A 13,547-nucleotide genomic window follows, 5' to 3' on the forward strand; every position below is an offset into this window, starting at 1 on the left:
GAAATCACTCCCGAAATAATCGCATAGGTTGTACGCGGAAAATTTGTCAAAAGTTTTACGCGAATGCGACGGGTTTACGTGTTTGTTGTGCAGTCTTAGAGGCCTTCAAACGGGCAGTGCCAGGGTGCTGCAACGCTGATTGACAGAAGCGGCCCGCGGGTTTCGCGTGCAAGGAGCCCAACGGCACCATGATGTGTCGTGCCCTGCGGCGCGGGTATCAGCTGGTCCGCAAGGGCGGTATAGGTTGCGACATGATCGCCGGGATAGTTCTTGACCCGGTCGGCGATGACATCATCTTTTCCAAAGATCGCTTTGGTCGACATCTGCAAAGTCAGCGTGGGCGGCACGTCGCCTTTGTGAAGCGTATAGCTAAAGCTGAGCTTGCTGTTTTGACGCGCATTCTTGACACCCGCGTCCAGCATGAGGCCCATCTCAAAAACCAGTGGTTCAGCCGGGACATTTGCCGGAATAGCCAGTTTCGGAATAGCTGTCGTAAAGCCCTGCTGCGTCTCGCAATAAAGCGTCACTTCGCCAGTGTCGGCGTGATAGCCCAGCATCGTAATGCGGGTATCATCGCCCAGCTCTTCGAGGACCGGCGCGATCTTGTCAGACAGCATCAAGTCTTTCAGATCAGATGCAGCAGCGGGTACTTCGGCGTATAAAGTCGTCTGTAGCCCTTTGGGTGAACTTTGTAGACCCAACCACGCGCCAAATCGCAATGGCCCGGCACCCTGTGCGGCGCTGATGATATCGCGCAACGCGGCGGGTGGAGGCGTGCCGCCAAACTGAGCGATCAGATCGCAGGCTCTTGCGACGCGGTTTTGTGGGCTTTTCGCAGGATCATCGACTTCGGTCCGCAGTGAGAGTGACGCCCGGTCTGCCGTGAACAACATTTCTGTTGGCGCGCCTGTGTCTGTCATTGTGCTGTGGGCCCATGGTGCCCAACCACCGGGCTGCATCACACCAATGTCGTGCAGTGCGCGTTCCAACGTGTCGCCAGCCCGCCCTTGCCGCCTGAGATACCAACACCAGTCCAGATCGCTACGGGAGGGGAGGGCAGGTGCAAGTTCAAACATGGGAGAGCCTTTAACTGGTGATCATGGCCGGCGGTGTTCCACACCATAGAAGATGCAGATCCGGCTCACTGTGTGATCAGATACAGACCGAAACAATTTAGCAAAAATACGGCAGACTGTTGCCCATTGTCGGGCAATTCAGCAAATCGTAAAAGTCAGTTCCGCGCCGGGAACATACCCTGCACAGCAATGATGTAATTCAGGCATAAAGTCGGTTGCATGTTTTCGTGCGGTGCGCTGCCGCCGGTCAATCCGACCGTCTTGCTGTTCAAAGCCGTTTTCGGTTCGCTTTTCTGACGATGCGTGCCTTCGGCGGCATTTACATATGTCTTGGCGGCACCAAGTGTGGCACTTGCCGGTTGATCCGTATCCGCTGGTGTTTCTGACACGAGAATTTCGTGGCGATGTTCAGGCAATTGCGTCGCTGTGAGTGCCACGGTTTCCGCCCCCATGTTCTGACCAATGTCGCGCGGCGTCAGATTGGGCCCATCACCGGCATGCATTGCCACGCGTCCGCGTAAGTCGGGCAGACAAAAGGATGTCCGGCCGTCCCCGCCGTAGGTGGTTCCCAGAATAGCAAAGAGCGCCTGATTTTCCGCGATATCAAGGGTTTGCCCATCACAAAAGGCCCAGCCTCGGGGGGCAAAGTTACCACTGAAAAGAATAATTTGACCGATTAACGGTTCCATGAGAGTTGCGGTCCTGAAAATCACGCGCGTTGTTTATGCATGATGCAGGATGGGTCACGCAGTCTGTGATTTTGCGCACAGACATGCAGAGAATCCCTTTTGCGCCAGAAACTTAGCCGGCCGCTTGCCCGGCGCGACGACCCGAGTGGATGCACCCGCCAAGGAAAGTGCCTTCTAACGCGTTGTTACCGTGATAGCCCCCGCCGCCAAACCCAGCTGCTTCCCCAGCCGCATAAAGCCCGTCGATGGTCTGGCCGCCGGGCGCAAATACCTTGGCGTCCAGATCGGTGTGAATGCCGCCCAGCGTTTTGCGGGTCACCACATGCAGTTTGACGGCGATCAACGGGCCTTTGGATGGATCGAGGATTTTGTGCGGTTTGGCCGTGCGGATCAGTTTGTCGCCCAGGTAATTGCGCGCCGTATGGATCGCTGTGACCTGCGCATCTTTTGTGAACGGGTTGTCGATTTGCGCATCCCGCGCTTCGATCTGCGCGTGAAGTTTCGCGCCATCTATCAGGTTCCCGCCCAATTGGTTCATCCCGGCAACCAGCGCGTCGAAGTCATTGGCAACGACAAAATCCTCGCCCTTCTCCTTGAATGCCTCGACCGCAGGGGTGGCACCCTTGCCCAAACGTGCCTTGAGAACGTCTTTCCAGCCGCCTTCCGTCAGGTCGAAATTCTGTTCGGACCCTGACAGTGCGAATTCTTTTTCGATGATCTTTTGGGTCAGGACAAACCATGTGTGGTCGTGCCCGCGCCTGCAAATTTCATGCAGGGTCGACATAGTATCAAAGCCGGGCATGCAAGGGGCCGGTAGCCTGTCACCTGTCGCATCGAACCACATCGAGGACGGCCCCGGCAGAATGCGGATGCCGTGGTGCGGCCAGATCGGATCCCAGTTTTGCACACCTTCGGTATAGTGCCACATGCGGTCGGTGTTGATCAGTTCGGCACCAGCATCCTTGACGATATCAAGCAGCAGGCCGTCGACATGTTCGGGCACCCCCGACACCATTTTTTGCGGCAACGGCCCTGATTTCGAGGCGTCCCAATTGCGCCGCACCAGATCAAAGTTGCCCCCGATGCCGCCCGACGTGACAATGACCTGATCCGCACGGATGTTGAAACTGTTGACGACATCCCGGTTTGTGGCGGCCCCCCGAATGGCGTCGTCAGGGGCGAGGATTTCGCCAGTTACCCCTGCCATTTTGCCGTTGGTGATGTCGAAACCGGTCACACGGTGACGGAAGCCGAAGGTGATTTTGCCGGCCTTTTCGGCCTCAAGCACACGGTCTTCAAAAGGCCGCAGAACCCCCGGCCCGGTCCCCCACGTGATGTGAAACCGTGGCACGGAATTGCCGTGCCCATTGGCAAAGCTGCCGCCCCGTTCGGCCCAGCCCACAACGGGAAACCAGCGCATGCCCAACTGATGCAGCCAAGGCCGCATTTCACCTGCGGCGAAGTCCAGATAAGCCTCTGCCCACGCGCGGGGCCAATGATCTTTGGGGCGGTCAAATTGTGCGGATCCCATCCAGTCGTTTGTCGCCAGCGCGACGCCATCCTTGATCCGCATTCGGCGCTGTTCGGGCGTGTCGATCATGCAAAGCCCGCCCAAGGACCAGAACGCCTGACCACCCAAGTTTTGGCGTCCTTCTTGGTCAAGGATCGTCACCGTCTTTCCGCGTGCGACAAGTTCGTTGGCGGCAACCAACCCGGCCAATCCAGCCCCGATGATGACAACGTCACTTTGCATCTGATCGCCTCTTTATTTGCCTTGCCACACAGGTGTGCGCTTTTCGATAAAGGCGCGTGCCCCTTCGGCAGCATCTGCTGTTTGCCCAATTTCCACAATCAGCTTGTCATTTTCTGGCCACTGCGCCGCGTCGTTGGCGGCATGCGCCCGATTGGCAATGGCAAGGGTGTGGCGTACGGCAAGTGGCGCGTTGGATGCGATGTCGGCCGCGATGTTCTGTGCGGTCGCCAGTGCGGTTCCGTCGTCGCATATTTGGTTGATAATGCCCCAATCAGCAGCTTCTTGCGCGCCGAAGGGTTTGCCGGTCAGCAAAATTTCGTTGGCACGCACGCGAGGGATGGAAACGGGCAAACGCACAGCGCCCCCTGCGCCGGGGATCAGGCCGATGCGGACCTCTGGCAGCGCAAACTGCGCTGAGGTGCCAGCGACACCCATGTCGCAGGCCAGCATCATTTCGAACCCGCCTGCAAGTGCAGCCCCTTCGACCGCCGCAATGACGGGTTTGGTGCGGGGGCGTTTGACGAAACCGCCAAAGCCGTATTCGCCAAACAGGATCGTGTCGCCAGCCCCACCGGCAAAGGCCTTGAGGTCCATGCCCGCACAAAAGAGCGTGCCAGCCCCGGTCAGGATTGCAATGCGGATGTCTGGATCGGTCTCGACCTCATCAAAGGCGGCGCGGATGGCGTCGCAGACTTCGGGGTTGATTGCATTGCGCTGGTTGGGGCGGTTCAGCGTGACTGTCGCGACACCATTTGCAGCGTGGTAAAGAACAACGTCATTGCGCATCTTTGGCTTCCTTTTCGGCGCGCTGTCTGAGGTTGGCGCGGATGATCTTACCTGTTGTCGTCATCGGCATGTCGTCGATAAAGCGCACAATACGCGGAAATTCATAGGCTGCGAGTTTGCTTTTGACGTGGGCGGCGATGTCGGCGGCCAGATCGTCAGAGCCTTTGGCGCCTTTCGCAAGTTGAATGTAGGCGGCGACGATTGATCCTCGGATCGGATCAGGTTTGCCCACAACGCCTGCCATCTGAACGGCGGGGTGGGTCAGCAAGCAATCTTCGATCTCTGCCGGGCCAATACGGTATCCACCTGAACTGATGATATCATCGTCACGTCCGATAAACTGGATCCGCCCGGTTGGAGTTTTGCGGCCTTTGTCACCGGTGAGTAGCCATTTCTGTCCCGCGACGTCGATAAATTTGTCATGGGTCGCTTTGGGGTTTTTCCAGTATTCCAGAAACATCACCGGGTCCGGTGCACGTACGGCAATGCTGCCTTCTTCGTTCGTTGCACAGAGGCGTGCTGCGCCCTCATCGACGATCTGGACCTCATGCCCCGGCACCGCAAATCCCATGACCCCTGGGTCGGCAGGTTCCAGTGCCGCGCATGACGACACGATCATGTTGCACTCTGTCTGCCCATAGAATTCGTTGATCGTTGTGCCGAACACCTGCTGGCCCCACGCGATCAGTTCCTTGCCCAAGGTTTCGCCGCCACTGGCCACCGACCGCATGGGAACGGGGGTGTCCGGTGTGGCCAGACGCATCAGTTTCAGCGCAGTTGGGGGAAGGAATGCGTTCTGGATGCCGTGATCGCGGATCAGATCAAATGCGGCTTGGGCCGTAAATTTGCGAAACCTGCAGGCAACGACGGGGACGCCGTGGTGCAAGGCGGGCATCAGCACATCCAGCAGCCCACCGATCCATGCCCAATCCGCTGGCGTCCAGATTTTATCATCCGGTTGCGGAAAGAAATCATGGCTCATTTCCACACCCGGCAGATGGCCGAGCAGGACCCTGTGTGCATGCAAGGCACCTTTGGGTGCCCCGGTTGTGCCGGAGGTGTAGATCAGGATTGCGGGATCATCAGCCTTCGTATCGACAGGGGCGAAATCAGTGGATTGCGCCGCGCAAACGGCGTGAAAATCCTCGGCCTTGTCTGTCGGACCATCAACGCAAAGAATGCGTTGCAGAGCCGGCAACCTAGGCCTGAGCCCGGCGATGACCCTCGCGCCAGCAGCGTTGGTGATGACGGTGTTTGCCTTGGCATCGTCCAACCGATGCAACAGTGCGACTGGTCCAAACAACGTGAACAGAGGTAATGAGATACAGCCAGTTTTAGTAATCGCAATATGCGCAACAGCGGTTTCCAACGCTTGCGGCAACAAGACCGCGATGCGGTCGCCGCGCGCTGTGGTTTCAGCCAATGCGTTCGCCAGCTGATTTGACAGGTCCCGCAACTGCCCAAAACTGGTTTCGCTTTTGCTGCCATCATCACCGATGTCGATGATGGCGACCCGATCTGGTGTCTGATCGGCGTGTCGATCACATATATCAAAGCCGATGTTGTAGTGCTCGGGGATGTCCCAAGAAAACCGCGCGGATGTTTCAGAAATGGTGGGAAATTTGCTGAGCATTTGGCAGTCAGAATCGACGATGGTTGATTTTGAGTCAATCTGTTCTCGAATTGCGCACAATGGCGCGGGATTGTTCGAGGGAAGCAGTGGCAAAAGATGGCTCAGGTCTCAGTGTCGCCAAATTTCTGCCATGACATCCGAATAGCTGTTGGGCATGCGTATTTTGCTTGCAGAAGACGAGCCCGTGCTCGCCGGTCAAATCAGAGACACTTTGCGCTCTGAAGGGCTGACCATTGATATCGCGTCGGATGGCGCAGAGGCCCAGTATCTGGGTGAAACAGAGCCTTATGACCTGATTATCCTTGATATCGGGATGCCAATCCGTGACGGTTTGACTGTTCTGCGAAATTTGCGAAACGGTGGAAACGACGTGCCAATCCTGATGCTGACAGCCCGCAACGACTGGACCGATCGTGTTGACGGGTTGGATGCGGGTGCCGATGACTATGTAACCAAGCCGTTCCATATGGCCGAACTGTCGGCGCGTGTCCGCGCGATGATCCGACGCAAAGCGGGCAAAACGAACCCCGTCTTTACGAAAGATGACGTGACTTTCGACAGCCGCACAAATCAGGTGATGGTTTCTGGTGTTCAGGCAAGCCTGACGTCGCAGGAAATTGCTGTGCTGTCGTACCTGTTCCACAATGCGGGCCGCTTGGTGTCGCGGACAGAGCTGTCGGAACATATCTACCAATATGAAGGTGACCGGGACTCCAACACAATCGCCGTTTTTGTGAACCGTTTACGCAAGAAGCTGGGGAATGACCTGATCGATACCGTCCGCGGACGTGGCTATGTGATCAAAGCGGCGGCATGACGTCGCTGCGCGCCCGTGCGGTATCGGGCGGTATCCTATGGGCCGTCGTGATTATCGTGCTGGGTCTTGCGGGCATTTCGTCTTACATGACCTCGCAGACGCAGGTCCGCTTTACCGATCTTTTGCAGAACCGTCATGCGCAGGCCGTCGTCGCTGTTGCCAATAACAACATCACAAAAGACGACCTTGCACGCGCCATTGGTGATCCGGTCTATCAGCGCTTGCTCTCAGGTCAGTATTGGCAGGTTGAAGGCAACGATGGTCAGGTGTTCACCTCACCTTCGCTGGGTGAAGAATTTCTACCACGCCCTGAAACATCCCAGGGTGGGGTGCGTATAAGCGAATATCGCGGCCCCGGTGGTGACATGGTGTTTGGCATTGACGAATGGCTGACGCTGGCCGATGGATCGCAGTGGCATATTCAGGTGGCATCGTCGCTGCGCAGCCTAGAGGCTGATACGGCTGAGTTGCGTCAAACCCTTTTGACCGCCTTTGCGATCATTGCTTTTGTCGGGGTTTTGGGGGCGTTGACCCAAGTTGCTGTGGTGCTGCAACCATTGAACACACTGCGCAAAGAGGTATCGACCCGGTGGGAACATGAAGATGGTCTAAGCATTGAAAGCTACCCGATCGAGGTTGCCCCGCTGGTGACCGATATCAACAGCCTAATGGACCGCAATCGTGACATCATGAGCCGCTCGCGTCGTCAGGCCGCCGACTTGGCCCATGCGATCAAGACACCTTCGGCGATTATGCGCAATGAACTGGATACATTGCGGTCCAAGGGTATTGCTGTGCAGGATTCGATTGACGCGTTGGACCGGCTTGATGCGCAGCTTAAGCGATCCTTTGCACGTATGCGCGCCGATGGCACGGATAGTTCGGTTGGCGTTGCGACGGAACTGAATACCGCACTTGGCCGCATGGACCGCGCCTTTACGGCGCTCGCACGCAATATCGACAAGGATTTTGAAGCGACCTTTGATAGCGGTTTGCGTGTGCGTATGGACCAAAGCGACTTTGAAGAGGTCATGGGCAATCTGCTGGACAATGCGCTGAAATGGGCGGTATCGCGCGTCTGTCTGATGGCGCACCGCAAAAAAGATGGTTCGATTTTGATTGAAATCTCTGACGACGGTCCGGGTATTCCCAAAGAGGAACGGGGCCGCGCGACCCAAAGTGGCCAACGTCTTGATACGTCCAAGCCGGGGACAGGTCTGGGATTGGCGATCGCCTCTGATCTGATCCATGCTTATGGTGGCAAGATCATATTGTCAGAAGATGAAACCCTTGGTGGTTTGGCTGTCCATCTGAGCCTGCCTGCGGCTGCCAGACCACGTGCTGATTAGGTTTTGCCGAACAAACCGGTCATCGCGCGGCCGACAAGACCGCTGACCGATGGTTTCTTGGCCGCGTGAAATGGCAATGGGCGGGAGACTTCGATTGCGGCAACGCCGACCCGTGCGGTTAGCGCACCGTTGACGATGCCCTCGCCGAAGCGTCTTGAGACCTTGGACAGCACCCCACCACCCGCCACTGATCCGATCAGGTCATCGCCCACGGCAACGGCACCGGTTGCCACAAGATGGGTCAGCACGCCCCGCGTCAGTCGCCAGCTGCCCAAGGTGCCGGACCGTCCGCCGTAAATCTCGGCGATCCGCCGGATCATGCATAGGTTGGCGGTGAGCGCGGTGAAAAGATCAGCGAGCGCCAAGGGCACAATCGCTGTGACGGTCGCGACCTGCCGTGCTGCCGCTTCCACCTCGCGCTGGGCGCGTGCATCGAGCGGGGCCAGCAGTGTTGTTTCGGCAAGCCCCAGCAAACCATCGGCATCCAGCACCTCGCTTTGCCGTGATGCGAGTTCGGCCCGCCCCCACGCGGTGTCTTCGCGATTGGCGTAGAGTGAGGACAGGCTGCCAACGACATTGCGCGCTTGGCCCAGATTGCTGTTGGCCAGCGCCTCTTTGGCCTGATGCTGGATGGTGTCCAGTTTCCGCAACCTGCCGAAAGCGGCCAATTCCCGCAGACCAATCACAAGTAATACGAGGCACAAAAGCCCAATCAGCCCTGTTGCGATCCCGCCCAAAATGGGCGACCGCGCCAAAAGCCCGGTGATGTAATCCCACGCTGCCAGCGAGACAACAAAGCCAACCAATGCGACGCTCAGCGACCAGAACCAGCGGGCGAGCGGAGAAGGTTTGCGTGCGGCGAGGGCGGCAACCTGTTGCATCGCAACGCCTTGGGGTGCGTCGATGTCATCCTGCACCGCTGGCGCGCTGTCGGGTTTTGCGGCCTCGGTCCCTTCGAGGTCGATCAGTATCGGTCCACGGGTCATAGCCGATCCCCCAGCAAAAACTGTGCCGCTTTATCAAGCCGAATATGGGGGGGCCGTCGCCCGGTCGGCGGTCAAGCGGGGCGGGCGCGAAGTTCATCACGCTATAGTCGGCGTCCAGCCAAGTGTCTGACCCTTCGCGCGCTGGGGCCAGCAGATGCGCGGGGTCGGATGGTAGTTTGCCGGGGTAGAAGGCCGCTTGTTTGTTGGTTTCCAGCAAGCGCCCGCGCACCACGTCGAGCGGCCCGTCCGTGTGGTCAATGGTTTCTTCCACGGTGGTCCGCAGTGCCGCAATCGACATTGCAGCGGTTTGCGCGCCTGCGAAATCAGCGCGGTCTTTCGCCTCGCGCAGAAGCGCCTCTGTGATCGCGGTCAGTTGCGGGTGTTGGCTGTGATGCAGGTGGTCCGCCTTGGTGGCGGCAAAGAGTATTTTTTCGACCCTGCGTCCTTGGAAGATACGCGTCAGGAAGTCATTGCGACCGGGACGGAACGCCCCAAGGATACGCGCCATTGCGCTGCGCAAATCGTCCAGCGCCGATGGTCCTGCGTGGATTGCGCCCAACACATCGACGAGCACGATCTGGCGGTCGATTTTGGCAAAATGGTCCTGAAAGAAGGGCCGCACGATATTGCGTTTATAGCTTTCAAACCGGCGTTCGAATTCACGCCCCAGCGATCCGCGTGGATAGCGCGCATCAGGCAGCGGTGCAAAGGTCAGGACAGGCGATCCTGCAAGGTCGCCGGGCAGCAGGAACCGCCCCGGTGAGCAGTCGGAAAACCCCGCCTCGCGCGCCTCTTGCAGGTGGGCCGTGAACCGTTCGGCCAAAACCAATGCTTGGGGTTCATCCAGCCGGACGGTGGGGTCCGTGCCCGCAACAAGCGCTGCGTAATCATCGCCACCGGGTCGGCCCTGTGCGCGTTCGAGGGATGCTTTCGACCATTCTGCAAAGGATTGATCCAAAAGTCCAAGGTCAAGCAGCCATTCGCCCGGGTAATCGACGATATCTACGTGAACCGTGCGTGGCCCCGACAGCCCAGACAGCAACCCGCGGGGCTGGACCCGCAAGGACAGGCGCAGTTCGCTGATCTGGCGGGTGCCATCGGGCCAGCTTGGCTCGGATGCAGTGAGTTGCGACAGATAAGCCTCGTAGTTGAACCTTGGCACAGTATCGTCGGGCTGCGGTTGCAGGTATGCCGTGCGGATTGCGCCACTGGCAGCAGCTTCCAGTTGCGGCATGCGTCCACGGTCCATCAGGTTTGCGACCAGCGATGTGATGAACACCGTTTTGCCTGCGCGCGACAGCCCCGTCACCCCAAGGCGGATCACCGGATCGGTAAAGGGGGCGGTGAGCGTGTCGCTGACGCCCTCGACAGTGCGCGTAATCTGATCGGCAATTGCGGAGATGACCAAAGTGGGCCCTTTCAAAGCTTTCACAGCAAGATAGGCGTGCGGCGGCGTGATGTGTAGGGATTGATTTTGCGTGATGCTCCCCCTAATCGGGGCGGATGCCACGTTATGCCCTTCTTGTTGAATATCACGGCGCCCCCTTTGCGGGGTGGCAGCGGCAGAATGATCAGCCGTCCGTGCAAGGTGCTGTTGAGGCGGCATTGGCCAAGTTAGAGCCGCGCGCCCATACGATTGCGGCAGCAGGCCGGACCGATGCGGGTGTGCATGCCACCGGCCAAGTGGCCCATTGCGATATGGAGCGGGATTGGGATCCGTTCCGTTTGTCAGAGGCGCTGAATTTCCACCTGAAGCCCGCGCCGGTGGCGATTGTGAACTGCGCCCGTGTCGCGGACGGTTGGCATGCGCGGTTTGATGCGGTCGAGCGTCAGTATCTGTTTCGGCTGATGTCGCGCCGCGCGCCCTTGACGTTTGAGGCAGGCCAGATGTGGCGGGTGAACCATGCGTTGGACGCCGCAGCGATGCAGGCGGGGGCTGATCAGTTGATCGGCAACCATGATTTCACGACCTTCCGATCATCGATCTGTCAGGCGAAAAGCCCGGTGAAGACATTAGATGCATTGCGGGTTGAAACCGTGCCGCATGCCAATGGGACAGAGTATCAGTTTCACGTGCGGGCGCGGTCATTCCTGCACAATCAGGTACGTAGCTTTGTTGGTACGTTGGAACGTGTTGGTGCTGGCGCATGGACCCCGGCTGATGTCGGTGCCGCTTTGGCGGCCAAAGATCGCGGTGCCTGTGGGCCGGTATGTCCGCCACAAGGGCTCTATCTGGCGGCGGTGCGGTATCCGGCGGACCCGTTTGCGGGTTAGTCGTTGTCGGTCAGGCCTGCCCCGGCACCACTGATCCGCGAGTCTTCGGTTTCTGGTACATAGGTTTTTGCGGCCAGCCCAAGCCAGATTTGCCAATCTTCGTCGGGGATCGCGACGGGTCCGCAGATGGGTTTCAGAACGGTTGTGTCGCTGATGGTCACCGTCATGCCGTCCCATTTTTGGGCGACACCGCTTTGCGCAAGGAATGCGCTGATGAGCGGGGCGTGGGTGACGTTGGCCAAAACGGCGGTCGTGCAGCCCATCGCGAAGGCATCGCGAATGATCGGCCCGATCAGGATCGCGGGGCCATGTTGGACCGTGACGCGGCCATCGTCCCATCGGACATCAACAGGATCGGACGCTTCGGCCAAGGCTGCAGTGACGGGTTTGATGGATGCGCTTGTCCCAGCGAGATATGCCGCAACACGACCAAGGTCTTCGGCTTGGCCGCTGGGAAAACCAGCGCCGCGGGCGGCTTTCTTTACCAGCCCTTCAACTTCGTTCAGTGCCCACATCAGATTGTCGCAACGGGCAACCACCAATCGTCGGCATTGTCCAATTCATCAAAAAGCGGGGCACCCTGGGCCAAGGTGATCCGGGTCCAGCGGTCTGACTTGGGGTCAAATTTGGCAGCCCCGAAAAACGCCAGTTTGCAGCGCAGGATGTCGATGGGCAGGCAATCCTTGCCAATCAGATTGTCGCGGATTTCGGCGTAGGGATGCCGTTGCATCGTTTGCACGCGCCGGGTGGCGGCGCGGTGTTCGGGATGCAGGGCGAGGAATTGGCCAACGGGCGTGGCATCATCGGGAACGTCTTGCGCCAGCGCTTTGACCTGTCGCCCGATATCCAAAGGGGCCTCGCGGTCGGCACCCGGTTCGATGTGCCGGTTACCCAGACGTGGTTCCAGTTTTTCCTCAGAAACGTACCAAAACTGTGCGCAGGCGGCGGGTGCTGTATAGTCGATATCGCAGGCCCAGCCCCAGTCTGCGGCGATCAATGCCTTCAGTGCGGCGCAGGGCATCACGGGGTCAAGTTCAGGCACAAATGGCGTGGCCATACAGTCGGTCAGCCCGTCGATCAGGTCGCCAAACGGTTCCAACACCAGGGCCGCGATCAGTTCTTGCGTGTCGATGGACCAGCGCGCGCTGTCGGTGAGGATTTTGTCGATGGGTTTGTCTGCGCTGAGTGCCTCGGGTGTCAGCGTCGCGGCGAATTCGGGCCATTCCTGCCGCAAGGCCGTGATGCGCTTCGCTGCGATCTCATCCGGGACGTCCCATTCGGCAAGGTGTGTCGCGGCGCGGATGACAAGGTTGTAGATCCGCCCGATCTGGTCGGCATCAAGGCTGGGAACCGCGCGCACCCGCGCGATAGCCGTTTCGCGGACCTGCATCCATGCATCGAGTAACAGCGGGTGGTTCACCAAGAATGGCGCCATGCCCAGACCGGTCGAATTCCCGATCCCAAGGTGGCGCTTTGCCTCGCGAGACAGTTCCGCCCCGCCGACGTGCTCCGCCAGATCATGGGTGAACCCTCGGATCAACCAAACGGTCAGCATCTCGGCCATGAATGGCCCGCCCATGCCGGGACGGTCGGCGATATGGCCGCGATCTGCGATGCCGAATTTGCCATTGCCATAGACGGCGGTGGTGCGCATCAGATAGCCGGTGTCGCGGATTTTCTGCGGGTCTGGTTGCTGACCTGCTTTGAGTGCGCCCGTCACATGATCAAAAAGCCGGACAGATTTATTCGCCCGGCTGAGCACCAGATCGCGGACGGTAAAGCGTGCGGCTTCTTGCAACGGCGCGTTGGCGACGATGCGGTCAATCTCGCTTTGATCCGGGATACCGTCATAAAGGACATAGGCCGTGTCCCATGCCGTTGCGATCACACGGTCGGTGCGCATTTCAGGTGGCAGATCGGTGGAGACGGCAACAAGCGCGTAGTCATATCCGCCAAAGCGCAACGTGTAGACAGCGTGCCCGAAGCCCGCGTCATTCATGGCCCAAACCGCACGCTTCACTTTGACATTGTCTGCCGCAAGCGCCCGCATCAGCGTGCGCAAGAATGACAAGCGGGTCGGAAACGCCGCCCCCATGCGACGCAACCGCATCACAATATCAGGGGCCCGCATTGGCATCTGTGCAGGGGGAGCTAGATCTTTCATAGATGCTAATCTAGCGGGTG

The 13,547-nt window shown here is 58.8% G+C and carries 11 protein-coding genes and 1 pseudogene; 3 read left to right on the plus strand and 9 right to left on the minus strand.

The features are described 5' to 3' along the window. Positions 1–95: 95 nt before the first annotated feature. The 5 genes from ACZ1G5_RS10340 to ACZ1G5_RS10360 form a co-directional block, all read right to left on the minus strand. A complete protein-coding gene (locus tag ACZ1G5_RS10340) occupies positions 96–1,076 on the minus strand; it encodes a hypothetical protein (RefSeq protein ID WP_472732758.1) in 981 nt (326 codons plus the stop codon). Between the two features lie 155 nt (positions 1,077–1,231). Beyond that, positions 1,232–1,765: a phage tail protein gene (locus ACZ1G5_RS10345; RefSeq protein WP_472732759.1), complete on the minus strand. Its 534-nt coding sequence runs from the start codon at positions 1,763–1,765 to the stop codon at positions 1,232–1,234. Between the two features lie 112 nt (positions 1,766–1,877). Continuing rightward, a complete protein-coding gene (locus tag ACZ1G5_RS10350; RefSeq protein ID WP_472732760.1) occupies positions 1,878–3,518 on the minus strand; it encodes an FAD-binding dehydrogenase in 1,641 nt (546 codons plus the stop codon). 12 nt (positions 3,519–3,530) lie between these two features. Continuing rightward, positions 3,531–4,304 (minus strand): crotonase/enoyl-CoA hydratase family protein, encoded by a 774-nt coding sequence (locus ACZ1G5_RS10355; protein WP_472732761.1) that lies wholly within the window; start codon positions 4,302–4,304, stop codon positions 3,531–3,533. Continuing rightward, positions 4,294–5,937 carry an AMP-binding protein gene (locus ACZ1G5_RS10360; protein ID WP_472732762.1) on the minus strand — a complete coding sequence of 548 codons (1,644 nt, stop codon included), beginning with the start codon at positions 5,935–5,937 and terminating at the stop codon, positions 4,294–4,296. The genes ACZ1G5_RS10355 and ACZ1G5_RS10360 overlap by 11 nt, the downstream gene beginning before the upstream one ends. 154 nt (positions 5,938–6,091) lie before the next feature. Here ACZ1G5_RS10360 and ACZ1G5_RS10365 point away from each other — a divergent pair, with 154 nt between their 5' ends. Further along, entirely contained in the window at positions 6,092–6,754 is a 663-nt protein-coding gene (locus ACZ1G5_RS10365) for a response regulator transcription factor (protein WP_472732763.1), read from the plus strand. Further along, complete coding sequence (locus tag ACZ1G5_RS10370) at positions 6,751–8,103, plus strand: ATP-binding protein (RefSeq protein WP_472732764.1); 1,353 nt, start codon at positions 6,751–6,753, stop codon at positions 8,101–8,103. Before ACZ1G5_RS10365 ends, ACZ1G5_RS10370 begins: the two co-directional genes overlap by 4 nt. Here the strand turns inward: ACZ1G5_RS10370 and ACZ1G5_RS10375 are convergent. Beyond that, positions 8,100–9,089 (minus strand): YcjF family protein, encoded by a 990-nt coding sequence (locus tag ACZ1G5_RS10375; protein WP_472732765.1) that lies wholly within the window; start codon positions 9,087–9,089, stop codon positions 8,100–8,102. The genes ACZ1G5_RS10370 and ACZ1G5_RS10375 overlap by 4 nt on opposite strands. Then, positions 9,086–10,497 (minus strand): annotated as a pseudogene (locus ACZ1G5_RS10380) (YcjX family GTP-binding protein). The gene ACZ1G5_RS10375 and the pseudogene ACZ1G5_RS10380 overlap by 4 nt, the downstream one beginning before the upstream one ends. A gap of 95 nt (positions 10,498–10,592) precedes the next feature. Between ACZ1G5_RS10380 and truA the strand changes: the two are divergent. Further along, on the plus strand, positions 10,593–11,363 hold the full coding sequence (gene truA / locus ACZ1G5_RS10385; RefSeq protein WP_472732766.1) for a tRNA pseudouridine(38-40) synthase TruA: 771 nt from the start codon (positions 10,593–10,595) through the stop codon (positions 11,361–11,363). On the opposite strand, the gene ACZ1G5_RS10390 is transcribed toward truA, so the two are convergent. Then, positions 11,360–11,878, minus strand: a complete 519-nt coding sequence (locus ACZ1G5_RS10390; RefSeq protein ID WP_472732767.1) for a DUF3726 domain-containing protein — start codon at positions 11,876–11,878, stop codon at positions 11,360–11,362. The two genes, truA and ACZ1G5_RS10390, sit on opposite strands and share 4 nt — an antisense overlap. Beyond that, positions 11,878–13,527 (minus strand): hypothetical protein, encoded by a 1,650-nt coding sequence (locus tag ACZ1G5_RS10395; RefSeq protein ID WP_472732768.1) that lies wholly within the window; start codon positions 13,525–13,527, stop codon positions 11,878–11,880. Before ACZ1G5_RS10395 ends, ACZ1G5_RS10390 begins: the two co-directional genes overlap by 1 nt. Positions 13,528–13,547: the final 20 nt, after the last annotated feature.

The organism is Yoonia sp. JB2-21 (genome assembly GCF_055693545.1).